Annotated in this window: 17 protein-coding genes and 1 tRNA gene; 11 read left to right on the forward strand and 7 right to left on the reverse strand. The window is 71.0% G+C overall.

The features are described from left to right. Positions 1–89 precede the first annotated feature (89 nt). A complete protein-coding gene (locus O3X23_RS07030) occupies positions 90–4,316 on the reverse strand; it encodes a LamG-like jellyroll fold domain-containing protein (RefSeq protein WP_269270306.1) in 4,227 nt (1,408 codons plus the stop codon). A gap of 474 nt (positions 4,317–4,790) precedes the next feature. Between O3X23_RS07030 and O3X23_RS07035 the strand changes: the two genes are divergently transcribed. Continuing rightward, a complete protein-coding gene (locus tag O3X23_RS07035) occupies positions 4,791–5,651 on the forward strand; it encodes a tetratricopeptide repeat protein (RefSeq protein ID WP_269270307.1) in 861 nt (286 codons plus the stop codon). Between the two features lie 292 nt (positions 5,652–5,943). Here the strand turns inward: O3X23_RS07035 and O3X23_RS07040 are convergent. After that, positions 5,944–6,028 (reverse strand) — tRNA-Leu (locus O3X23_RS07040). Between the two features lie 127 nt (positions 6,029–6,155). Between O3X23_RS07040 and O3X23_RS07045 the strand changes: the two genes are divergently transcribed. Then, positions 6,156–7,481 (forward strand): DUF2254 domain-containing protein, encoded by a 1,326-nt coding sequence (locus tag O3X23_RS07045; protein WP_269270381.1) that lies wholly within the window; start codon positions 6,156–6,158, stop codon positions 7,479–7,481. A gap of 42 nt (positions 7,482–7,523) precedes the next feature. On the opposite strand, the gene O3X23_RS07050 is transcribed toward O3X23_RS07045, so the two are convergent. The 3 genes from O3X23_RS07050 to O3X23_RS07060 all read right to left on the reverse strand — a co-directional run bounded on the left by O3X23_RS07050 (position 7,524) and on the right by O3X23_RS07060 (position 9,834). Continuing rightward, complete coding sequence (locus O3X23_RS07050; protein ID WP_269270308.1) at positions 7,524–9,062, reverse strand: aldehyde dehydrogenase family protein; 1,539 nt, start codon at positions 9,060–9,062, stop codon at positions 7,524–7,526. Continuing rightward, on the reverse strand, positions 9,062–9,271 hold the full coding sequence (locus O3X23_RS07055) for a hypothetical protein (RefSeq protein WP_269270309.1): 210 nt from the start codon (positions 9,269–9,271) through the stop codon (positions 9,062–9,064). Before O3X23_RS07055 ends, O3X23_RS07050 begins: the two co-directional genes overlap by 1 nt. Before the next feature lie 200 nt (positions 9,272–9,471). After that, positions 9,472–9,834 carry a chorismate mutase gene (locus O3X23_RS07060; protein ID WP_269270310.1) on the reverse strand — a complete coding sequence of 121 codons (363 nt, stop codon included), beginning with the start codon at positions 9,832–9,834 and terminating at the stop codon, positions 9,472–9,474. Positions 9,835–10,010: 176 nt separating this feature from the next. Here O3X23_RS07060 and fdhD point away from each other — a divergent pair, with 176 nt between their 5' ends. The 3 genes from fdhD to O3X23_RS07075 are packed head-to-tail and all read left to right on the forward strand — an operon-like array spanning position 10,011 to position 12,137. After that, the gene (gene fdhD / locus O3X23_RS07065) at positions 10,011–10,877 is read left to right on the forward strand and encodes a formate dehydrogenase accessory sulfurtransferase FdhD (RefSeq protein WP_269270311.1); all 867 of its coding nucleotides are present in this window, start codon (positions 10,011–10,013) and stop codon (positions 10,875–10,877) included. Between the two features lie 28 nt (positions 10,878–10,905). After that, positions 10,906–11,757, forward strand: coding sequence for a thioesterase family protein (locus O3X23_RS07070; RefSeq protein WP_269270312.1), 852 nt, complete (start codon positions 10,906–10,908; stop codon positions 11,755–11,757). A gap of 8 nt (positions 11,758–11,765) precedes the next feature. Continuing rightward, the gene (locus tag O3X23_RS07075; protein WP_269270313.1) at positions 11,766–12,137 is read left to right on the forward strand and encodes a hypothetical protein; all 372 of its coding nucleotides are present in this window, start codon (positions 11,766–11,768) and stop codon (positions 12,135–12,137) included. 13 nt (positions 12,138–12,150) lie between these two features. Here the strand turns inward: O3X23_RS07075 and O3X23_RS07080 are convergent, their stop codons facing one another. Then, positions 12,151–13,128: an Lrp/AsnC family transcriptional regulator gene (locus O3X23_RS07080; protein ID WP_269270314.1), complete on the reverse strand. Its 978-nt coding sequence runs from the start codon at positions 13,126–13,128 to the stop codon at positions 12,151–12,153. 140 nt (positions 13,129–13,268) lie between these two features. Between O3X23_RS07080 and O3X23_RS07085 the strand changes: the two genes are divergently transcribed. The 6 genes from O3X23_RS07085 to O3X23_RS07110 all read left to right on the forward strand — a co-directional run bounded on the left by O3X23_RS07085 (position 13,269) and on the right by O3X23_RS07110 (position 22,795). After that, positions 13,269–14,837, forward strand: coding sequence for an MFS transporter (locus O3X23_RS07085; protein ID WP_269270315.1), 1,569 nt, complete (start codon positions 13,269–13,271; stop codon positions 14,835–14,837). A 214-nt stretch (positions 14,838–15,051) separates the two neighbouring features. Beyond that, positions 15,052–16,875: an AMP-dependent synthetase/ligase gene (locus tag O3X23_RS07090; RefSeq protein WP_269270316.1), complete on the forward strand. Its 1,824-nt coding sequence runs from the start codon at positions 15,052–15,054 to the stop codon at positions 16,873–16,875. Positions 16,876–17,002: 127 nt separating this feature from the next. Continuing rightward, on the forward strand, positions 17,003–18,259 hold the full coding sequence (locus O3X23_RS07095; protein WP_269270317.1) for an ABC transporter substrate-binding protein: 1,257 nt from the start codon (positions 17,003–17,005) through the stop codon (positions 18,257–18,259). Between the two features lie 57 nt (positions 18,260–18,316). Continuing rightward, complete coding sequence (locus O3X23_RS07100) at positions 18,317–21,076, forward strand: ABC transporter permease subunit (RefSeq protein ID WP_269270318.1); 2,760 nt, start codon at positions 18,317–18,319, stop codon at positions 21,074–21,076. Continuing rightward, positions 21,073–21,846, forward strand: a complete 774-nt coding sequence (locus O3X23_RS07105) for an ABC transporter ATP-binding protein (protein WP_269270319.1) — start codon at positions 21,073–21,075, stop codon at positions 21,844–21,846. The genes O3X23_RS07100 and O3X23_RS07105 overlap by 4 nt, the downstream gene beginning before the upstream one ends. Positions 21,847–22,009: 163 nt before the next feature. Then, a complete protein-coding gene (locus O3X23_RS07110; protein WP_269270382.1) occupies positions 22,010–22,795 on the forward strand; it encodes an aldo/keto reductase in 786 nt (261 codons plus the stop codon). A gap of 82 nt (positions 22,796–22,877) precedes the next feature. Here the strand turns inward: O3X23_RS07110 and O3X23_RS07115 are convergent, their stop codons facing one another. Beyond that, positions 22,878–23,582: a hypothetical protein gene (locus tag O3X23_RS07115; RefSeq protein ID WP_269270320.1), complete on the reverse strand. Its 705-nt coding sequence runs from the start codon at positions 23,580–23,582 to the stop codon at positions 22,878–22,880. Between the last annotated feature and the right edge of the window lies 1 nt (position 23,583).

Here is a 23,583-nt window from a genome sequence, read left to right on the forward strand (position 1 = left end):
AAGGATGGGAAGAGCAACAAAGGGACGATTCGGCCGGCCTGCCCGGGGCCACCGATACCGGTGGCCCCGGGCAGGTCGGAGAGCAGCCGCTACAGGTCCGAGACCGGTGTACTGACGGCCATCCGCTGGATGGCCACCTGATCGACAGCACCCTCATACATGCGGACCTCGTCGATCGCTCCGGCGAAGTACGCGCTGCCGCCTGCCTGTGCCGAGCGTCCGATCTGCACGCCGCCGGTGGAGGGCCAGTGCGTGGCGTCGACGCCGGTTGCCGTATCGGTGTGATTACCGTCGACGTACAGCCGCAATTGATGGGTGAAGGCGTCGTAGGTCACCGCCAGATGACTGCCAGAAGCATCTGCGGTGGGCAGGCTGTCGCCATCCGTGACCGTGGTCACCTTCGGGCTGGCGCTGTCGGCGTCGGTCACTGCCAGTTCCCATCGCTGGGTGGCGGCCTGGTAGCGCACCACGAGACGATCGGCATTGTGACCCGGCAGGGACAGCACTGTCTGGGACTTGGTCGGATCCAACGAGGTGAGACGGGCGCGTACCGCGACGGTGAAGCTGCCTGCCCCGCTCACCACCGGCGCGGCGGTGTCGGCCCAGTCGTCCACGCCGTCCAGTTGCAGATGACCACTCCCGGCCAGGGCCGGATCGGACAGCTCGTCCGCCTGCTGGTAGATGCTCGCCCCGTGCACCAGCAGCGGCGCCCCGTTCGCCTGCACGTTCGCCACGCTGTTTTCAGTGGCCTGATCCAGTTGCCAGTAGGCCTTCCGCGTGGGCTTGACCGTCATCAGTTCGGCGACCTGGGCCGGCGGCAGGATCCGGTCGTAGGCGCGCACCTCGGCCAAATCACCTTGGAAGGAATCGCGGTAGGCACCCGCGGACATGGCGCGGCCGATCTGGAAGTTGCCCGGTGCGGACCACGGCTTCAGGCGATCGGCGCTCCAGGCCGCATGGTCGTTGACGTAGATCTTCAGCTGGGGCTTGGCGGGATCGGTCGCATCGTAGACACCGGTCACCAGGTACCACTGGCCTGCCGTGACCTCGTAGCCGGTGGCCTTGGCCTGGTATCGGGTGGTCATCTCGCCGTCCGCGTCCGGAGTGGAGAACACGAAGGCCTTGGCAACGGCGTCGTAGCCCAGCACGAACCCGGACTCATCGGTGCCGTCCTGGCTGACCACAGCCATGGTGCGATCCACAGCGGCCGGCTTGACCCAGGCGCTCACACTGAAACTCGCGTTGGTGTCCACCACCTTGCCGCCCGCATCCAGATACGCCCCGGCGCTACCGTCGAGGTGGGCCGCGTAGTCCGCGGTGCCGCCCGGTCCGGATACGCCGAACGCCGCTCCCGAGCCCGCCGTGGCGGCATGGTCCGCCGTCTCGTCATGCGCCTGGGGGCTCCCTACCGGGTCTGCCAGGTTCCACTGGCCGGCGGGCGCCTTGCCGTCGGACACCAGGAATTCGTAGTACGCCGGGACGCTGGAGGTGTTTCCCGCGCCATCCTTGGCCTCAACGGTCACCGAATGGCGTCCGGCCCACAGGGGCGTCCAATTGACGGTCACCGGGGCGCCGTTGGTGGTCGACTTGCCCGCCGTCGCCTCGCCGTCGAACGTGTAGCGGTAGCCCTGCACGTCGGAATCCTCGGCGTCGAAGGTGAACGCGCCTGGCGTGCCCACCCCATCGCGTACCGTCTCATCCGCCTTGTACGGATCAGCGGTGACTACTGGAGCCTTGGGCCGTTGCGCATCGCGGCGGATGAAGCAGCGCAGCCCCCCGTTGGCGGAACTCCACGGCCCCCACGCGTCCCCGTCGAAGGCCCGCGCCTGCCAGGAGATGAGCGAGGTTGCCGGGATCGAGGCATCGCTGCGCCAGGTGCCGATGATGGGGAGCATGCCCGTGCCGCCGTAGATGAACGAGAGATCGGCGACGTTGTTGGTCGACTCGTTGTTCAAGTAGTAGTAATGGTTACTGGGTCGCCACACGCCGATCGTGTCGATCTTGTCGCCGTTCCAGTCGCCCACCACCGGCTTGTCACCGGGACTCCCGTAGTACATCTCGTAGCTGTTGACACCCGCGCTGTTGGAGTTGCGCACAAAGAACTTGTACGACGCCGAGTGGTACATGCCGATCGTGTCGACGCCGTCACCGTCCCAGTCACCCCCGATCGGCGTCATGCCGGTGCCGCCGTAAGCGAACGTGAGATCGGCGACGCTGTTGGTCAGCTCGTTGTTCAGGTAGACGATGTGGTTGCTCGGGCGCCACACACCGATGGTGTCCTTGCCGTCGCCGTTCCAGTCCCCGACCACCGGCAGGTCGCCACCGACGTTGCCGAATTTGACCGTGTAGTCGTTGCCCCCGGCGTTGTTGCTGTTGCGCAGGTAGAACGTGCTGGTCGACGGGTCGTACATGCCAACGGAGTCGACACCGTCGCCGTTCCAGTCGCCCGACAGCGGCGTCATCCCCGAACTTCCGTACTTGAACTCCGCGTCATTGCCGCCCGCATTTGCGGCGTTACGCTCGTAGACCGTGCCCGAGGAGGGGGCCCACATGCCCACACCGTTGCCGGCGGTCGGCTGAACCACCTGATGAGTGAAGGCCGTCCCCGCACTCGGTGACTTGTAGCCGGTCTCCGCGACGTAGTTCCGCTCCGCACCCGCCGTGTCGGTATAGAACACCTGGAACTGCATCTTGACCTGGTCGGTGTTGGACGCGGTGTGGTCCGGGTCCCGTGCTTCCGCGCTCAGTTGCGGCAGCACATCGGTGTAGGGCGCGGTTGCGGCATCCCGCACGCACTTACCACCGGGGTTGGACGACATCAGCCGGTAGTCGACCTGCTGCGGCGGAGTGTTGTACTCGATCTTCAGGAAGGTGTTGCCACAGATCCTCTTCCATCCGGGGAAGTCGGACTCGTCCTTCGCCTTCAGACCCAGCGACATGCTCGACCACGAGCCCGCGGCGGCCGCCTGCACCTCAGCCAGCAGCTCACCGTTCTTCATGTTCAGGTTGGTGCCGGTGCTGGAGCAGGACGTCGGCGAGATCGCCGTGTCCGTCGTCATCAGGTAGTCCGACCAGTCGTCCTTGGTGTTGGACCAGTTGCTGCCTGAGGTGACGTTGTAGTTCTTGCCGCCGATCCGGTACAGATCGACCGGCTCCGCCCTGGCGTCGGCCCAGTACACGCTCTCCACCCGGGCGGAGAACTGGGAACTGATGATCTGCTTGCCCGCGTAGAACGACGTGGGGAAGGTGAACAGCAGCCGCCGCACCCCGATGCCGGCGCACTGTGTGGGGTTGTAGTTGGTGGGGCACTTGCCCATGCCCGCGCTGCCGCTGTATGCCCAGTCCTGCTCGTTGGGCATGCCGGACATCACCGAGGTCCAGGCCGTGCGGCTGGTGGTCCGTGGGATGGGGTCAACCACCACCGGGTACACGGTCTTAGCCCCGCGCAGGAGACCGGCATCCGGCGTGAGGGTGATCTTGTTACCGGTCACCTCGAGTTCCACGGACGCCTTACGGCCCCCGTCCGCGGCATCCAGCTCCGCCTTCGGCGCTGCCGCTGGGCCTGCCGCGACAAGGGTGCGGGCGGCGGGCGCCCCGCCGGCAGCGCGGGTGTCCCACATGATGGCGCGTCCCGATTCGAAGACCGTGCCGCCCACTGCCGCATCCACGGCCTTCAGCGAGCCGTCGGCGTTCTCCTCGACCGTCAGGCCTTTGGCCGACAGGCCCAGTTCGATCTGGTCCAGGGCCGGGTTGGCAGCGGCTGCGGCCGTCTTGATGATCAGATAGTGGGCGAAGCCCTCGGCGTCGGCGCGCACCGCCAGGTCCACACCGGGCAACACCTCCGCATAGCGCGCCACGTTGCCGTCCACCTGCGGCTGCGGAAGGGCACCCTTCGGCCATGTCAGCGCGTACTCGCGCCCTGCCCGGTTCATCCGGGCGAACGCGCCCGTCCCGCCGCCGGAGAACTCGATCTCCACGGTCGCCGCCTTCGGCGACCAGCCGCCGTCCGCACGCTGTACCAGCGTGTCGTCCACGGGGACCCAGGTACCGCCACGCTGCGTACGCACCGGCTGCGTGTACTCCTGTGCGGTGAACGTGCCCTGCGGATTGGCGAACACCTCCCGGCGTTCCTCACGCAGCCGGGTCACCTCAACTGGTTCCCCGCCGGCCTTCGCCGCCGCCAGTGCGACCTCCTCGGAAGGCGTCTCGCCCGCATCCTGTGCGGCAGTCACCGCCGAGTCGAAGGCCCGGGCAACCGGTGCCGCGGCTTCGGCCGGCACCGCCGCAGTACCACCGGCCAGTACCGCTGCCAACACGCCGAACCCCACCCCGCGCGCCGCTCCCCAACGACGCCTTCGCGCTGCCATGCCGCCCCACAATCTGAAGATTCCATAAGAATCAAATATGTGATGTGAAGCTAGCCGCCGATCAAAGCCTCAACCAAGTGGGATACTCACGACATGCGATCCCTAAGTAACCATTTCGGACAGTTGCCTTTGTGATGCCAAGCACGGTTGTACGAGTAAGGGACCCAATACGATCACGACTTGAGGCTGGCCGGTATCCGGCGGACTCGCAACGCGGCACAGTGGCTGCCCACTTAGGCCAGCCACGATGGTCATTCGCAAGCTGACCGGCACTCAGGTCGACGCGAACATCGCGCCCTTGGTGGCCGCGAGTCGGTGGGGCCCCGGTGCTGGGCCCCACCCTGCTGAGTGGTCGCGGTGCGCGCGTGTCAGACTTCCGCGATTCGTGCTGCGCGGTGCAGACGGGGTGGGCGGAGGATCGGAATGCGCAAGGACGAGGCCAAAGAACTGTACGGGCAGGCTCGTGCGGCGTGGGAGGCGGAGGAGTGGGAGGTCGCCGCCGTCCGATACGAGGAGTTGCTCGCACTTCTGCCCGACGCGCCGCCGAGCGCCGTCTGGTGGTACGACGCGGCGCTGGCCTACAAGTTCGTGCGCAACTGGGACAAGGCTTTCTCGCTCGGTCGCGAGGCAGCGGCGCGAGCGCCGCGCGGGGAGGGCGACCCCGCGTTCTGGAACCTGGGCATCGCGGCAACCATCCTGCGGGAGTGGGCCGTGGCTCGGGACGCCTGGACCGGCTTCGGGGTGACCGTGCCGGAGGGCGACGGTGAGATTGTCGGCCGGTTCGGGATGTGCTGCGTGCGCCTGGGCTCTCCGGGCAAGCAAGAGGTCGTCTGGGTCGCGCGGTTGTGCCCCACCCGGGCCAGGGTCATCAGTGTCCCGGTCACTTCGGGTCGCCGCTTCGGCGAAGTGGTGCTGCACGACGGTGAACCGAAGGGCGAGCGGGTCGTGGACGGACACACCTACAGCGTCTTTGACGAGATCCTGCTCTTCGAGGCGTCCGACCTGCCCACTCACTCGGTGACCGTCTCGACCGGCGCGGCGTCCGACATCGACGAGCTCACGGCGGTCTTCGAGCGACGCAGCTACGGTGCGGAGCCCGCCAGCAGCTTTGAGCTCATCTGCGCATGCTGCAGCGAAGGCAGCCATGAACAGACACGATCCGTGCACGCCGGCACCCAACAGGTCTCGGTCGCCGCCCCTCCGGATGAGATCCCTGAGTTGCTCGACCTATGGGCGACGGCAGGACCGGGTCGCTCCTGGACCGACCTGTCGCTGGTCGACTGAGCCGCCTACGCGCCACAGCGGCGCCGCATGACCCCAAAAGGGAGGGCGCCCGGCGGGTGGTGCCGGCAGGGTGCGCGGTGTGGAGCAAGCGAAAATGTGCTCTTCACCGCGGACGACGTGCCCGCCGTGATCGACTTCTCGCGCAGAGCGGGAGCGCGGGCCCGTCCGGGCAATGTCAGCCTGACGCGCCGGGCCGCTACGTCCGGGCAACCGACATGATCATGCGGAAGCCCGTGCAACGCAAACAGTGCTGACCGGAGACCGGTCAGCACTGTTTGGACTACGAAAAAAGTGTCCGAGGGGGGACTTGAACCCCCACGCCCGATAAAGGGCACTAGCACCTCAAGCTAGCGCGTCTGCCATTCCGCCACCCGGACGGGGTGTGTGTGCCGAGGTTTCCCGCGGCGACATGGACAACGATACCAAGGAATCGGAGTGGTTCTCACCTGCATATGGGTGCCGGGTTTGGGGGGTGGGAGGGCATAGGGTCCGGGTGTGAGCGATATGTCACCTTCGGTTACCCGCCGTGAGCGTCGCAGGCCACGGGTGTTGTCGCCGTGGCGGGAGCATCTGCGGGACACCTTCTGGTTCGCGCCCGCCCTGGGGCTGGTCGGGGCGCTGGTGCTGGCCGCGGGGGTCGGGGAGCTGGATGCCTGGCTGATCGGGGCGCTGCAGGACGAGGGGGGCTACGCGTCCGTCTCGTCGCTGATCAAGATCGCGGAAGACGCGAAGTCGATCGTGACGACGGTGGGCTCGGCGATGCTGACGTTCATCGGGGTCGTCTTCAGCATCTCGCTGGTCGCGCTGCAGATGGCGAGCAGCCAGTTCTCGCCGCGGGTGGTGCGGCTGTATGTGCGCAGCCGGATCACCAAGGGGACGTTCGCGGTGTTCCTCGCGACGTTCCTGTTCTCGCTGGTGGGCCAGGCGGCGTACGACGGGGAGCAGGATCCGAAGCTGGTCACGAGCGTGCCGGTGTTCACGCTGCTGACGGCGGTGCTGCTGGTGCTGATCAGCCTGGCGCTGTTCGTGGCGTACGTGAACGCCACGATCCGGCTGATGCGGATCAGCTACGTGATCGACCGGATCACCCGGGAGTCGCTCCGGGTGCTGGGGGCGTATCCGCTGCGGTCCCCGGAGGGGGCGCTGCCGCTGCCGGCCGAGGTCTCGGTGATCACGCACCGAGGGCGGGCGGGGGTGCTGCGGGACGTGAACATCGCGCGGCTGTCGCGGATCGCGCGGCGGGGTGGGACGGTACTGCGGCTGGTGCCGCGGATCGGGGACTTCGTGGTGCCGGGGACACCGCTGCTGACGGTGCACGGCGCGAGTGGGAAACAGTTGCCGGTGCGGCTGCTGAGGTCGGCGGTGTTCGTGGGGGTGGAGCGGACGTTCCACCAGGATCTGGGGTTCGGGCTGCGGCAGTTGGCGGACATCGGGCTGCGGGCGCTGTCGTCGGCCGTCAACGATCCGACGACGGCCGTGCAGTGCCTGGACCGGATCGTGCAGTTCCTGGCGGCGGTGGTGGACCGGCCGCTGGGGGCGGTGCACCACACCGACCGCTCGGGGGCGGTGCGGCTGGTGCAGGACCTGCCGTCCTGGGGCGATCTGGTGGACCTGGGGTTCACCGAGATCCGGCTGTGCGCGACGGACAACCCGCAGGTCACCCGGCGGCTGCTGGCCGGGCTCGACGATCTGCTGTCGCTCGCCCCGCCGGACCGGCGCACGCCGCTGGAGCGGCACCGCGCGCTGCTGGAGCAGGCCGTGACCCGGACGGTGCCCGAGCCCGCCGACCGTGCGTTCGCGCTGCTCGCCGACCATCAGGGGATCGGGTGACCGGATCGGGCGGCGGCGGGGCGCCGCCGCCCGAGACCGGGCTCAGCTGGGCTGGAGCCGGTAGTCCGGGAAGTTGCCGGGCAGCCGCTCGTCGGCAGCTCCCTGCGTGACGGCGCGGACCAGCAGCTCGCCGCCGACGAAGGCGCCGCGCCAGGAGGCGCCGAAGCCGCCGAAGAGCTCTTCGCGGTCGCCGCGCGAACGCGGCTTGCTGTGACCGACCTTGAAGGCCCGGATCTGCGGGGAGAGCCGGGCGAACGTCTCCGGGTCGTCGGTGGCCAGGGTCGCCACCAGCGCGCCGTTGCTGGCGTTCATGGCGGCCAGCAACTCGGCCTCGGTGTCGACCAGGACAAGGGTGTCGACCGGGCCGAACGGTTCCGCGTGGTGCAGCGGTGACGTCGAGGGCGGGTTGAGCAGGGTGACCGGCGGCAGGTACGCGGACGTGTCCTGACCGGGCAGGAACCGCCCCTGGGCGATGGACCCGTGGTGCAGCGGGACCGCGCCGCGGCTGATCGCCTCGGAGACGAGGTCGCCGAGTTCCTTGGCCTTGGCCGCGTTGATCAGCGGTCCGAAGTCCAGCTCGGGCAGGTCGTCGTCGGGGTGCTCGACGGCCAGCGGGTGGCCGAAGGTGACGGCCTGGACGCCCGGCAGGTACGCGGTCAGGAACTGGTCGAACGTCTCGCGCTGCACGACGAACCGCGGGTAGGCGGTGCAGCGCTGCTTGGCGTAGTCGAAGGTCTTGCGGATGTGGCCGGTCAGGGTGGGCCAGTCGGTGTAGTTCCACACGCCCCAGGCGTTGAGGCCCTCCTGCTCCAGGATGTGGCGCTTGCCGAGGTCGGCGACGGAGGCCGCGACCCGGCCGCCCGCGTCCCGGCCGCCGACGAAGGAGACGCAGCCGATCTCCGGGGCCCTGACCAGCGCCTCGGAGAGCTCGCCGCCGCCGCCGCTGACCAGCGTGACGGGCAGGCCCTCGCGGGCGGCCAGCGCGGTGGCGAGGGTGAGACAGGCGAGGCCGCCGTCGGTGGGGGTCTTGGCGATGACGGCGTTGCCGGCGAGCGCCTGCACCAGCATCGCGTGGACCAGGACGCTCATCGGGTAGTTCCAGCTGGCGATGTTGCTGACCGGTCCGGGCAGCGGGGTACGGCCCTCGACCATCCGGTCGATCTCGTCGACGTACCAGCGCACGCCGTCGATGGCCCGGTCCACGTCCGCCTGGGCGAGCCGCCAGGGCTTGCCGATCTCCCACACGAGCAGCAGTGCGAGCAGTTCACGGTGCTCGGTGAGCGCGTCCAGCGTGGCGCTCACCCGCGCCTTGCGGTCGGCGAGCGGCACCTCCCGCCACGCCTTGTGCTGGTCGAGCGAGGCCCGCACCGCGAGGTGGGCGCTGGCCGCGTCCAGCCGCGGGAGAGCGGCGAGGGGGGAGCCGTCGACGGGCGAGGTGGTCGGCAGCAGCCGGCCGTCCGCCTGCCAGCGGCCGTTCCAGTAGTTGAGTACGCGGTCGTCGTGGAAAGCCTCCGGGGCGACCTCGACGCAACGCTGCCAGGCGTCGGTCCAGGCCGTGCCGGGCTTGAGGATGAGGGTCATCAGTTCTCCGCTCGTTCGGGGCGGATCTCGCGCAGCGCACCACCGCGCGTGTAGACGAAGCCGCGCACCACATCGGTATGGGGCAGCTCATGGTTGTCACGGAGCCGGATCAGACACGCCCGTAGATCGTCGGCGGGATCACCGAGAGCCGCACAGTCCTCGTGGTGCACCAGCAGGATTTCACTGGTCCCGCCTAGAATCTGACTCAAGCGCAGCGCGTGACGGGCGTCGCCATTGACGCGTTCGCCCGCATTGCGGTGACATGGGCGTCGCCAGGCCGCAGTCCGGACATCGTCCCGACGCCCGGGGCGGGCGTCCCTGGACGCGACCCTAGCGACCCGGGTTCCGGGAAGCTCCTACTTCGCGTCGAGTGGGGTGAACGCCACACCCGGGCGTTTCCGCGGGACCGTCAGGCCCCGGCGGCCGCGTCGCCCTCGTCGGCGGCGGAACGTCCGGCGATCACTTTGTGGTGCCGCACGACCTCGCCGATGATGAAGTTCAGCATCTTCTCCGCGAAGGCCGGGTCCAGCCGGGCGTCCTCGGCCAGCTTGCGCAGCCGGGTGATCTGGGCGGCCTCACGGGCCGGGTCGGCCGGCGGCAGGTCGTGGGCGGCCTTCAGCTCGCCCACCTGCTGGGTGCACTTGAACCGCTCGGCGAGCAGGTGCACCAGGGCCGCGTCCAGGTTGTCGATGCTGCCGCGCAGATACAGCAGTCGCGACCTGACGTCCTCGTCCGCGATGAAGGTGCCCGAGGCGTTCGGCTGCTCGCTCATGTCTGCTCTCGCTCGGGCTTGACGAAGTGGTTGCCCTCTACATTCTACTGAATGCCTGCCGCCGGCACCGCCCGCACGGCAACCCGCTCACCCGTGGCAACCTCTCTACCAAGGGCTGATCGGGGTATCGGTCCGTCGGACGCAGCCAGCACGTACAGAACCGGGACTGATCAGCTATGGGACGGATCACCGAGCGCCGCCGCGTACTTCGCGTCAGGGACGGAGCGGCCGAGCACCGTGCTGACACCCTGGTGGCGGAGGAGCCACTGGAGATCCGGCTGAACGGCAAGGCGCTGGCCATCACCATGCGCACCCCGGGCGACGACTTCGCCCTCGCCGTGGGCTTCCTGGCGAGCGAGGGCGTCATCGGGCGCGCCGACCAGATCGCGAACATCGTGTACTGCGCGGGGGCCGTGGCGGACGGTGCGAACACCTACAACATCGTCGACGTCCAGTTGGCCGAGGGCGTGACCGTTCCCGACATCACGCTGGAGCGGAACGTCTACACCACGTCCTCGTGCGGCCTGTGCGGCAAGGCCAGCCTGGACGCCGTGCGCACCAACGCCCTCTGGAAGATCGCCGACACTCCCCCGCTCCGGGTCGGCACGGACCTGCTGGCCGTCCTTCCCGACCGGCTCAGGGCGGCCCAGCAGGTCTTCGAGCGGACCGGCGGCCTGCACGCCGCCGCGCTCTTCACCGCTGACGGCGAGCTGATCGACATCCGCGAGGATGTCGGCCGGCACAACGCCGTCGACAAGCTCGTCGGCCGGGCCCTGCAGCAGGATCTGCTGCCGCTCTCGGACCTGATCCTGCTCGTCTCCGGGCGCGCGTCCTTCGAGTTGGCGCAGAAGGCGGTGATGGCCGGCATCCCGTTGCTGGCGGCGGTCTCCGCCCCGTCGTCGCTGGCGGTGGACCTGGCCGCCGAGTCGGGGCTGACCCTCGTCGGGTTCCTGCGCGGCTCCTCCATGAACGTGTACGCGGGTGAGCACCGGATCGTCGTGGGAACCACCGGCAACGGCAGCCGGGCGGCCGGGAGCGCCTGATCCCGGGCCAGGCCCTACGCTGCGCGGTGTGACAGACCGTGAAACTGATCAGGAGTACGCATTCGACCGGGGGACCGCTGTGGTGGCGCGGGCCGGGGAGCCGTCCGTCTTCGACGCCGAACTCGACGGCGGCTGGCGGATCGGCAAGGGCATCAACGGCGGTCTGCTGCTGGCTCTCGCGGCCCGCGCGCTGGCCACCGAACTCGGCGGCGGGCAGGACGGGCACAACGACCCGTTCTCCATCAGCGCCTACTACCTGTCCACGTCGAGCGCCGGCCCGGCGGAACTGCGCACCGAGACCCTGCGGCGCGGCCGGACCGTCTCCACGGGCACGGTCTCGCTGCTGCAGGGCGGCGAGGAGCGGCTGCGGGCCATCGCCACCTACGGCGACCTGGACCACCACGCGACCGGTGACGTACGCACCAGCGCCACTCCCCCGAACCTCCCGCCGCCCGACAAGTGCGTCGGCGCCGAACTGGCGCCGCCCTCCTTCGTCGAGCAGGCGGAACTGCTCGGCCGGCTCGATCTGCGGCTCGACCCGGACACCGTCGGCTGGGCGATGGGCGCGCCGTCCGGCCGGGGGCTCCTGCAGGGCTGGCTGCGGATGCCGGACGGCCGCGAGCCCGACCCGCTGCTGCTGCTCCTGGCGGTGGACGTACTGCCTCCGACCAGCTTCGACCTGGGCATCGGCGGCTGGGCCCCGACCCTGGAACTGACCGTGCACGTCCGGGCGAAGCCCGCTCCCGGCTGGCTGCGCGTCGTCCACTCGACCCGCAACTTCGCCGACGGCTACCTGGAGGAGGACGCCGAGGTGTGGGACTCTTCGGGGCGGCTGGTCGCCCAGTCCAGACAACTCGCCCGCGTCCGCACCCAGCGCTAGGGGACCCGATGTTCATCCTGACGGTGGTGCTGACGGTCCTGCTGCTCTGCGAGGTCCTGCCCTCGGCGGTCGTCGCGCTGTTCCGTGCCCGGGTCGGCCTCGCCCGGATCGACGAGCTGACCAGGCTGGGTGTGCTCCAGGGACGCTTCCTGTGGGTGGTGAGCCTGCTGGGCGTGCTGCACCTGTTCGGCACGGTCGCGGTCATCGTGGGCCTGTGGGTCCCGGCGTTCGGGGTGGCGGGCGCCGCCGTCGAGGCGGCGATCTTCGGCTGGGTGCTGTGGCGTCAGCTCCGCGCGGGCGACCGGGGACGCGCGCTGGGCGCGTACCTGCTCTTCCTGGCGATGGCCCTGGCGGTGCTGGTCGTGAACCTCCTGCGCTGACCGCCGGGGCGGCTCAGCGCCGCCGCTCCTCGTACGCCAGGCTCTTGATCCGGCGGAGCGTCGGCGCGGTCTCGACGTGCCGGACGCCGTCGAGCGCGCCGATCTTCTCGCTGAGGTAGCGGTAGAGGTGCGCGGTGTCGCGGCACAGGACGACGGCGAAGAGGTTCGACGAGCCGGTGGTCGCGCAGGCGAAGGCGACCTCGGTGTGCTCGGCGAGCGCCTGGCCGACGGCGGACAGGGCCGAGGGGCGCACGGTGAGCCAGAGCACGGCGTGCGCCCGGTAGCCGATCTGGTCCGCGTCGAACTGGACGTCGATGAAGAGCGCTCCGCTGTGGCGCAGCTGTTCCAGCCGCCGTTTCGCGGCCGATTCCGACAACCCGGTGAGCTGCTGCAGTTCCGGGTAGGTGGCCCGGCCGTCCCGGCCCAGCGCCTCGATCAGCCGCTCGTCCTCGGCGTCGAGTGTGATCACGCCGGTGGACGGTTCCACCGGGGGCGGGGTGAGGGCGTCGACCTCGGCGGGGGTCAGCCCCTCGCCCTTGGCGAACCAGCCCAGCGGGCCGCCGTAGAAGGTGTGCAGCAGGCACAGGGCGCTGATCTCCAGGATGCTCGGCGTCCGCGGGAGTTTGCCGAGCAGCAGGGCCGCGTGGTCGTCCCGGGTGCGGGGCTCCGCGACGCAGAGCAGTTCCGTGCCGCCCGAGGTCAGCTCGATCCACTTGGTGTCGGGGCGGCGGGCGAGCGCCTTGGCGATGGGCTCCGCCGCGTCGGGCGCGCAGCGCAGCCGCAGCAGCCAGCTGGTGCGGCCGAGCCGTCCGGCGTCGGCGACGCCGACCACCCGCAGCCCGCCGTCGGCGTACAGCCGGCGAAAGCGCCGGGCGACCGTCTGGTCGGAGACGCCGAGGACCGCCGCGATCCGGCTGAAGGGCGCCCGCCCGTCGAGTTGCAGCGCCTGGAGCAGCCTGAGGTCCAGCTCGTCGAAGGAAGGAGAATCCACCGCTCAAGCCCTCCTTGATGTCGGAAAGAGACGCTTGGTCCACCGTGACTGGTGGATACGTCCGCCGCTGCCGATCGTAGGGCGGGTCACGGGGTCAACGGGCACCGGACCGGGAGAACCGAAGAGAACGAGGAATCGCGATGCGTAAGTGGGGACCGCTGGTAGCGGTCTGTCTGGGTACGTTCATGCTGCTGCTCGACGTCACGATCGTGATCGTCGCGCTGCCCGACATCACCAGCTCGCTCGGCGCGTCCCTGTCGGACCTGCAGTGGGTCATCGACATCTACGCGCTGGCGCTCGCCGCCCTGCTGATCGGCGCCGGATCCGCGGCGGACGTGGTGGGCCGGCGGAAGATGTACGTGGCCGGGACGGTCGTCTTCGCGGCCGCCTCGCTGGCCTGCGGCCTGGCGCCGAACACCACGGTGCTGGTCGCGATGCGCGCGGTGCAGGGGATCGGCGCGGCCGCGATGTTCGCGACCACCCTCTCCCTGCTGGCCGCCGTCTACCAGGGCAAGGACCGGTCGGTGGCGCTCGGTGTGTGGGGCGCGGTCAGCGGCGGGGCGGCCGCGCTGGGCCCGATCGTGGGCGGCCTGCTCACCCAGGGGATCGACTGGCGCTGGATCTTCTTCGTCAACCTGCCGGTCAGCCTGGTCGCGGTGTGGCTGACGCTCAAGGTGGTCCCCGAGTCGCGGCGGGAGGGCGCCGGGCACCGCATCGACTGGGCGGGCACGGCCACCTTCACGCTCTTCGCGGGCCTGGCCACGTACGCGGTGATCCGGGCCGACGCGGTCGGCTGGGGATCGGGGCGCACCATCGCGACGCTGGTCGCGGCGGTCCTGGCACTGGGGCTGTTCGTCGCCGTCGAGCGCCGGTCGGCGCATCCGCTGCTCGACCTGAGCCTGTTCCGCAACGCCTCGTTCGTCGGGGTGATGGTCGGCGCGCTGGCGCTGAACGCCGCCGCGTTCGGGTTCCTGCCCTACACCTCCCTGTGGCTGCAGACGCTGCTGGGCCTGAGCCCGGTCCTCGGCGGGCTGGTGCTGGTCCCGCTGGCGGCGGCGGGGTTCGTCACGGCCGCGCTGGGCGGCAAGTTCCTGCACGGCGCGCCGTACCGGCTGGTGATCGGGATCGGGCTGGTGCTGATCGGGCTGGGCGCGTTCGGGCAGAGCCTGCTGGACGCCGGCTCGGGCTGGGCCTCGCTGACCGCCGGGCTCCTGGTGGCCGGGATCGGCGTCGGACTCGTCAACCCGGCGGTGGCCGGCGCGGCGCTCGCCTCCGTGCCGCCGCACCGCGCGGGCATGGCCAGCGGCGCGGTCAACACCTTCCGCCAGCTCGGGTACGCGCTCGGCGTGGCGGTCTTCGGCACCATCGTCGCCTCCCGCATGGAGACGTCACTGAGCGGCGCGGTACCCGACGCGCACGGAACGGCGCGGGCGCTGGCCGGCGGCGGCGCGCGGGGCGTCCTGGGCCACACACCGGCGGATCGGCGCGGGGCGGTCGACCACGCGCTGCACGCGGCCTTCGCGTCCGGGCTGAACACGGCGGCCGTGGTGGCCGGCGTCGTCGGGGTGCTCGCGGGAATCGCCGTGCTGCTCCTCGTGAAGACCCCGGCGGCCCGGCCAGCACTGCCCGCCCAGGCGGGAGCGGGCACGGCCCCGGGGCCGGAATTCCGGCCCGGCCCCGGTGCGGCCTCCGCTGTAGAGCGGCGGTAACCGGTTGGCGCAGATTTGGTGGAGATCGACAGGGCCGGACAACCTTCGGGAGTCCGGCCCTCGCTCGTACTCCCTTGCGACAACCGGGAACCAGTGCCCTACCAGCACAAACGTCCGATAGAACTGGTGTGGACCAACCCTTCCCGCCCCCTCTGCGGATCAGGTAGCTTACGGGCCGCCCGCCGGACAGGCCCAGCGGCCCGAGGAGCACCAGTTGCGCGAGTTCACCGTCCCCCCGATGGCCACGGCGCCCCAGGTCGGAGGACTGGCGGACGCGGTGTTCAACAACGCTGCCGACCACCCGGACCAGGTGGTGCTCGGCCGCAGGGCGGACGGGCACTGGCAGGACGTGACCGCGCTGGAGTTCCGCGACGAGGTGGTGGCGGTCGCGAAGGGCCTGCTCGCCAACGGGGTGCGCTTCGGCGACCGCGTCGGGATCATGTCCCGCACCCGCTACGAGTGGACCGTCTTCGACTTCGCGCTGTGGACCATCGGCGCCCAGCCGGTCCCGGTGTACCCGACGTCCTCCCTCGACCAGGTGCGCTGGATGCTGCACGACTCGGGCGCGGTCGCCTGCGTCGTGGAGCACGAGGACCACGCGATGACGATCGGCGCCGCCGTCGACGAGCTGCCCCGGCTGAGCAGGCTCTGGCAGCTCGACGCGGGCTGCGTCGAGGAGCTGACCGACGCCGGCGCCCACATCGGCGACGAGGTGATCGACCGGCACCGGCTCGCGGTCACCCCGGACGCGACGGCCACCATCATCTACACCTCGGGCACCACCGGCCGGCCCAAGGGCTGCGTCCTGAGTCACGGCAACTTCATGGCCGAGACCGACAACGTGGTGGCCCGCTGGGAGCCGGTCTTCGCGAACAAGCCGGGCGAGGAGCCGTCCACGCTGCTCTTCCTGCCGCTCGCGCACGTCTTCGGGCGGATGGTGGAGGTGGCGTGCGTCCGGCACCGGATCCGGCTCGGGCACCAGCCGAGCATGACCGCCGCCGACCTCCTGCCCGACCTGGCCGCCTTCCGGCCGACGTTCGTCCTGGCCGTCCCGTACGTCTTCGAGAAGGTCTTCCAGGCGGCCCGCCGCAAGGCGGAGGCGGGCGGGAAGCTCGGCCCGTTCGACAAGTCGGTGGAGATCGCCGTGCGGTACGCGGAGGCGGTGGAGGCCAAGGCGTTCGGCACCGGCCACGGCCCCAGCGCCGCCCTGCGGATGCAGCACCAGATCTACGACAAGCTCGTCTACAGCAAGGTGCGGGACGCACTCGGCGGCCGGGTGCGGCACGCCATCTCCGGCGGTTCGGCGATGGAGCGGCGGCTGGGGCTGTTCTTCAGCGGCGCGGGAGTGACGATCTACGAGGGGTACGGACTCACCGAGACCACTGCCGCGGCCACCGCCAACCCGCCGGAGCAGACCCGCTTCGGCACGGTGGGGCTGCCGGTGCCCGGCACCACCGTGCACATCGCGGAGGACGGTGAGATCTGGCTGAGCGGCGGCCAGATCTTCCAGGGGTACCTCAACAACCCGAAGGCCACCGCCGAGGTGCTCGGCGACGGCTGGCTGGCGACCGGCGACATCGGGGCGCTCGACGACGAGGGCTATCTGACGATCACCGGCCGCAAGAAGGAGATCCTGGTCACCAGCGGCGGCAAGAGCGTCTCGCCGACCGCGCTGGAGGACCGGGTGCGGACCCATCCGCTGATCGCGCAGTGCGTGGCGGTCGGCAACAACCGGCCGTTCATCGCCGCTCTGGTGACGCTCGACCCGGAGGCCGTCGGGCACTGGCTGACGATGCGGGGCAAGCCGCGGCTGCCGGACGAGGAACTGGTCCACGACCCGGATCTGGAGACCGAGATCCGGCGGGCGGTGGTGGCCGCCAACACCCTGGTCTCGCAGGCCGAGTCGATCCGCACGTTCCGGATCCTGGCCGCCCAGTTCTCCGAGGAGCGCGGGCTGCTGACGCCGTCGCTGAAGTTGAAGCGCCGGGCGATCGAGAAGGCGTTCCCGGAGGAGATCGAGGCGCTCTACCGGGGCTGACGGCTGCCGGGCGAGGAGCCCGAGCGCGCATCTGATGGATCGTCATATGATGTTGGATTATTTATTGACGCACCGTCAGGTCGACCGCAGAATGCAGGAACTCATCCGGCTCCGGAGGGATCCTGACGTGTCGCGACCGATCCGCTTCCTCGCCGCAGCCGCGGCCTCGCTGCTGCTCGCCACCGCCTGCAACTCCGCCTCCACCAGCTCCTCCCCGGAGGGCAGGGCCGGCGCGTCCGCCCGCGGGGTCACCGACGACTCGATCAAGATCGGCGGCATCGTCTCCAAGACCTCGTCGAGCGGGTACAGCAAGGCCGACACCGACCTCGGGGCCAAGGCCCGCTTCCAGCGCGCCAACGACGAAGGCGGCGTCAACGGGCGGAAGATCGACTACCTGGGCGCGGAGGACGACGGGCAGGATCCCAGCCGCAACCTGGCCGCCGCCCGCAAGCTCGTCCAGCAGGACAAGGTCTTCTCCGTCGTACCGATGAGCTCGGTCACCTTCTCCGGCGCCGACTTCCTCCAGCAGCAGCAGGTGCCGGTCTTCGGCTGGGGCACGCTGCCCGCCTTCTGCGGCCCCGCCACCACCTACGGCTTCAACGGCTGCCTGGTCCCCCGCCCCGGCGGCACGATCACCCAGTCCTGGCCCGAGGGCCTGGCCCAGGCGCTCGGCGGAGCCAAGGACCGCAGCGTGGCCCTGATCGCCGCCGACAGCGACGCCGGCAAGTTCGGCATCAGGACGTACACCCAGGGCTTCACGGCCGCCGGCTTCAAGGTGACGTACGCCAAGGCCTCGGTCCCGGCCGCCGCCGCGCCGAGCGACTGGTCCGCGTACACCGGCGAGATCCTGAGGAGCAACGGCGGCAAGGCGCCGGACGCGGTCGTCTCCGTCATGCAGACCCCGCAGAACATCGGCCTGTTCACCGCCCTCAAGCGCGCCGGGTTCCGCGGCGCGCTCTCCGACCCGACCGACTACGACCCCGGGCTGCTCGCCAAGGCCACCACCGCGCAGGCGCTCGACGGCGTCTACGTCCTCGTGCAGTTCGAGCCCTTCGAGTCGACGAGCCCGGCCATCGCGCAGTTCCTCAAGGACGTGCGGAAGGCCGGCGGCGCCGACGTACGCCCCAACCTCCACATGATGACCGGCTATCTGTCGGCCGACCTCTTCCTGGCCATCGCGAAGAAGACGGGCCGGGACCTCACGACCGCCACCTTCCAGAAGGCCGCCGACGGCTTCTCCGACACCGGGAGCCCGGCGGGCGACCGCGGCTTCCCCAAGGGACACAGCGAGGGCTTCGGCTGCGGCAGCCTGGTGCGGCTCACGGGTGGGACGTACCAGGTCGCGGTGCCGTTCAAGTGCTACGCCGCCATCCCCTTCAAGTAGGCCCGTCCGGCAGAGGCGTCGTCACACCGTCACCAGCGACCGCGGAGGGCAGCGACCATGGGAGACCTGCTGGGCTTTGTCCTGAGCGGCCTGGTGTCGGGGGCGCTCTACGCGCTGCTGGCGACGGGACTCGTCCTGTCGTACTCCGCCTCGGGCCTGTTCAACTTCGCGCACGGGGCGACCGCCTACCTGTGCGCGCTGGGCTACTACGAACTGCACTCGGGTTTCGGCTGGCCGGCCGTCCCGACGGCGCTGCTGCTGGTCGTGGTCGTCGCGCCGGCCACCGGGTGGGCGCTGGACCGGGCGATGTTCCGGAAGCTGGCGAAGGCCGGGGAGACCGCGCAGATCGTGGCGACCATCGGCCTGCTCGTCGCGCTGCCGGCGGCGGGGCTGTGGGCCGTGGAACTCCTGCGGGACGCGGGGGTGTCCGTGCAGCCCGCCGAGAACCAGTTCGGGCTGCCCGGCGTCGGGCCGAGCCCGGCCGTTTCCTGGCAGCTCATGGACGGGGTCGGGGTCGACTCCGACCAGCTGATCACCTGGATCACCACCGCGGTCGTCGCCCTCGGCCTGTGGGTGCTGCTCCGGCACACCGCCCTCGGCCTGCGGCTGCGCGCGGCCGTCGACAACCGGTCGCTGACCGAGCTGCGCGGGATCAGCGCCGACCGGCTGTCGTCGATCGCCTGGATGCTCTCCTCGGCACTGGCCGGACTCGCCGGGGTGCTCGCCACCCCGCTGCTCGGCCTGTCCGCGCACGACTACACGCTCTTCCTCTTCGTGTCCGCGACCGCGGCCGTCCTCGGCCGCTTCGCGTCGATCCCCCTGGCCTTCGCGGGCGGCCTCGCGCTCGGCGTCCTGCAGAACCTGGCCGCCGGCTACGCCTCCTTCGCGGACCGGATCACCGGATTCCGTACCGCCGTCCCGTTCTTCCTCCTGTTCGCGGGACTGCTGCTGATGGCCCGCCGGCAGCGCGCGGCGGGCACGGCCGCGGCGGACGCGACCACCCCCGACTACCTGGCGGGGGCGTCCTGGGCGCGGCGCTGGGGGCCGTGGGCGGCGGGCGCGGCGCTGCTCGCCACCGCCTTCTACACCCTCACCACGCCGTTCTGGAGCGGTCTGCTGACGCAAGGACTGGCGATCTCCCTGGTGTTCGTCTCGTTCACCCTGGTGACCGGGCTCGGCGCGATGGTGAGCCTCGCGCAGGCCACCTTCGTGACCGGCGCCGCACTGGTGGCCGGGCTGCTGATGAGCCACGGCTGGCCGTTCGTCGCGGCGGCGGCCGTCGGGACGTGCGCGGCGGCGGTGCTCGGCGCGCTGGTGGCACTGCCCGCGCTGCGGCTGGGCGGGCGAAGCCTCGCGCTCGCCACGCTCGCGCTGGCCTTCCTCGCCGACCAGGTGCTGTTCCAGCTGGGCTGGCTGCGCAACGGCGACGCGGGCTGGTCCATCCCGCGCCCGGTGCTGGGCCCGATCGACCTCGCCGACGACCGGGCGATGGGCGTGGCCCTGATCGTGCTGCTGGGCACGGTCGTCACCGCGCTCAGCGCACTGCGCGGCTCGGCCACCGGCCGCGCGATCCTGGCGGTCCGGTCGGCGCCCGCCGCCGCGATGGCGTCCGGAGTCTCGGTGGTCCGTACGAAGCTGCTGCTCTTCACCCTGTCGGCGGGGCTCGCCGGCTTCGGCGGCGTCATGTACGCCTCCTACAACACCCGCGTTACCGCGACGGACTTCACCGCGCTGACGGGCCTGGTCTGGCTCGCGGTGGTCGTCGCCGCCGGGTTGCGCAGGCCGCAGTTCGCGGTGGTCGCCGGGCTGGTCTTCGCGATCGTCCCGCACCTCTTCCAGACCTACGTCACCGATTCGGCCCACCTGCCGGTCATCCTCTTCGGCCTGGCCGGACTCGCCCTGGCCAACGACCCCGACGGCTACTGCGCGGCGGTCTCCGTACGGCTGCGCAGACGGCGGGCGGAGCGTGCGGCGCTCGCGGAACGTACGACGCGGGCGGAACGGGCCGTCCATGACGTCCCCCCGGCCGCGCCGCGCGTCCCGGTCGTCCCGGCCCCCGCCGCGGGCGAACCGCCCGCACTCGCACTGCGCGGCGTCCACGCGGGATACGACGGCGGCTCCGTCCTGCACGGGGTGGATCTGACCGTCCGTGCCGGGGAGATCCTGGCGCTGCTGGGTCCCAACGGGGCGGGCAAGAGCACCGTCTGCCGGGTCGCCGCCGGGATCCTCACCCCCGCGCACGGCACGGTGCTGACGCACGGCAGGGACGGCACCCGCGACGGTCCGGTGCGACGCTCCCGCGAGGGCGTCCTGCTCGCACCCGAGGGCCGCGGCATCTTCCCCGCACTGACCATCGAGGAGAACCTGACGCTGTATCTGCCCGACCGGGCGGCGCGCGGACAGGTCTACGCGCGCTTCCCGCAGCTCGCCGCGCGGCGCAGCGTCCTCGCGGGGTCGCTGTCGGGCGGCGAACAGCAGATGCTGGCACTGGCCCCGCTGCTGCAGCGGCCGCCGAAGGTCCTGGTCGCCGACGAACCCTCGCTGGGCCTCGCCCCGCGCGTCGTCGACGAGGTCTTCGCCGTCCTCACCGAACTGCGCGCGGCGGGCACCGCGCTGCTGCTCGTCGAGGAGAAGGCGGCCGAGGTGCTCGGCCTCGCCGACACCGTCGCGTATCTGTCGTCCGGCCGGGTGTCGTGGTGCGGCCCGCGCGCGGAGGTGGAGACCGACCGGCTCACCGAGGCGTACCTCGGCATCGCGGCCTCGGCGGGCACCAGGCAGCAGGATCTGGACGTCGACGGGGAGGTGGTCCAGCCGTGACCGGTGAGGTGCTGCGGGCGGAGGGCGTCGGCGTACGGTTCGGCGGTGTCCGCGCCCTGGACGGGGTGAGCCTCGGCGTCCGCGCGGGCGAGGTGTGCGGGCTCATCGGCCCGAACGGCGCGGGCAAGACCACGTTCTTCGACGCCGTCTCCGGCATCCGCCGCCCCGACACGGGCCGGGTGCTGCTCGACGGCCGGGACATCACCGGCCGCTCCCCCGTCTGGCGGGCCCGGCACGGCCTGCGCCGCACGTTCCAGCGCCAGCAGCTGTTCGGTCAGCTCACGGTCACCGACAACCTCGTCGTCGCGCAGGAGTGGGAGGGCGGCGGAGGCGGCCTCGCGGCCGATCTGGTGGCGGCGCCCTCCCGGCGGTCGCGGGAGCGGGCGCGCCGGGCGCGGGCCGAGGCGGTGCTGCGCCAGTGCGGTCTGTACGACCTGCGCTCGGCGTACGCGGGAACGCTCCCGGTCGGACAGGCCCGGATGGTCGAGGTCGCCCGCGCGCTGGCGGACCCGCCCCGGGTGCTGCTGCTGGACGAGCCCGCCTCGGGGATGTCGGGCGAGGAGCGCGAGCAGCTCGCCGATGTCGTGCGGCGGCTCGCCGGGCAGGAAGGGTGCGCGGTGCTGCTCGTCGAGCACAACGTGGCCTTCGTGATGGAGCTGTGCGCCCGGGTCGTCGTCCTGGACCTCGGCACGGTGCTCGCCCAGGGCAGCCCCGCCGAGGTCCGGGCGGATCCGGCGGTACGCGACGCGTATCTGGGGACGACGGCCTGACCAGCGGGTTCGCCGCGAGGTGGAGAGATCCGGAAACGTTTCCGGCGAGTGGGAATGGCGTATCCGGGGAGGTGGTTGAAACTGGAACGCCCTGTACTCAACGTTAGGATCGCCGCTCGTGAGCAGCAAGGTCCCCTTCATCACCCTCAACAACGGCGTCCAGATGCCGCAGCTCGGCTTCGGTGTCTGGCAGGTGCCCGACGACGAGGCCACGGCCGCCGTCTCCACCGCGCTGGAGGCCGGGTACCGCAGCATCGACACCGCCGCGATCTACGGCAACGAGGAGGGCACCGGCAAGGCGCTCGCCGCCTCCGGTGTGCCGCGCGAGGAACTCTTCGTCACGACGAAGCTGTGGAACTCCGAGCAGGGCTTCGACAAGGCCCTGGCCGCCTTCGACGCCTCGCTGGACAAGCTGGGCCTCGACCACGTCGACCTGTACCTGATCCACTGGCCGACGCCGGCCCGCGACCTGTACGCCGACACCTGGCGCGCCCTGGAGAAGATCTACGCGGACGGCCGCGCCAAGGCCATCGGCGTCTCCAACTTCAACCCGGAGCACCTGCGCCGCGTCCTGGCCGAGGGTTCGGTCGTCCCGGCCGTCAACCAGGTCGAGCTGCACCCGGACTTCGCCCAGGCCCCGCTGCGCGCCTTCCACGCCGAGCACGGCATCGCCACCGAGGCGTGGTCGCCGCTCGGCCAGGGCAAGGGCCTGCTGGACGAGCCCGTGATCGGCACCATCGCCGAGCGGCACGGGCGCACGGCGGCCCAGGTCGTGCTGCGCTGGCACCTCCAGCTCGGCAACGTCGTGATCCCCAAGTCCGTGACGCCTTCCCGGATCAAGGAGAACATCGATGTCTTCGACTTCGAGCTGACCGACGCCGACCTGACGGCCCTGGCCGGCCTGGACGCGGGCAACCGCATCGGTTCGGACCCCGAGTCCGTCAACTGATCGCATGAAATGCGGCCGCATGACCTCGACCGCATGACCTGACGATGGCGGCATCCGTACGGCGGGTGCCGCCGTCGTCACGTCACCCCCGACCGAGCGTGAACGTCTCCCCTGCCCGGTAGGACCGGACGGTCGTCGCCTCCCCCGCGCGCACCAGGTGGACGCGGCCCAGCCCGGAGACCCCGCAGCGGGAGCCGTCCACCGTCAGCAGCGTGTTCTCGTCGATGGCGACGCCCACCGCGACGTCGCCGCGCGCCACCGTCTCGACGAGGCGCGCCAGCGTTCCCCACTGGGCGGTGTGGACCTCGACGGTGCACGGGACGAGGCCGAGCCCCGGCCGCAGGGTGATCTCGTCGAGGTCCTCGGCGGTCTCCTCCGGGCAGACCGGGATCCCGTCCGCCCTCCAGCCGCCGACCAGCGCCAGGTCCGCGGCGACGGCCGCGCCCGCCGAGAACCCGGCGTACGGGACCGCCGGCAGCAGGCCCGCGTGCGGGGCGAGGACATCGCCGTAGGCGGGGGTCAGACCACCGCAGACCAGCAGCGCGGCCGCCCCCTCCAGTGCGGCGGGGTCCAACGCGCCGCCGGGCGGCACCAGGACGGGGTACGGCCGGCAGGGCGCCACGGTCCGCAGCGCCGCCTCGTACCGGCCGAAGTCGGCGGCCCCGACGCCCTCGTCGATCAGCAGGCACGCCACGACCGGGTCGGGACCCGCCGCGGCGAGGAACGGCCCGTACACCAGGGACGCGGCCGCTTCGTCCCAGCCGCCGCCGATCAGATACGTCTCCATC

It is taken from the genome of Streptomyces sp. H39-S7 (assembly GCF_027158205.1).
Lineage (GTDB): Bacteria > Actinomycetota > Actinomycetes > Streptomycetales > Streptomycetaceae > Actinacidiphila.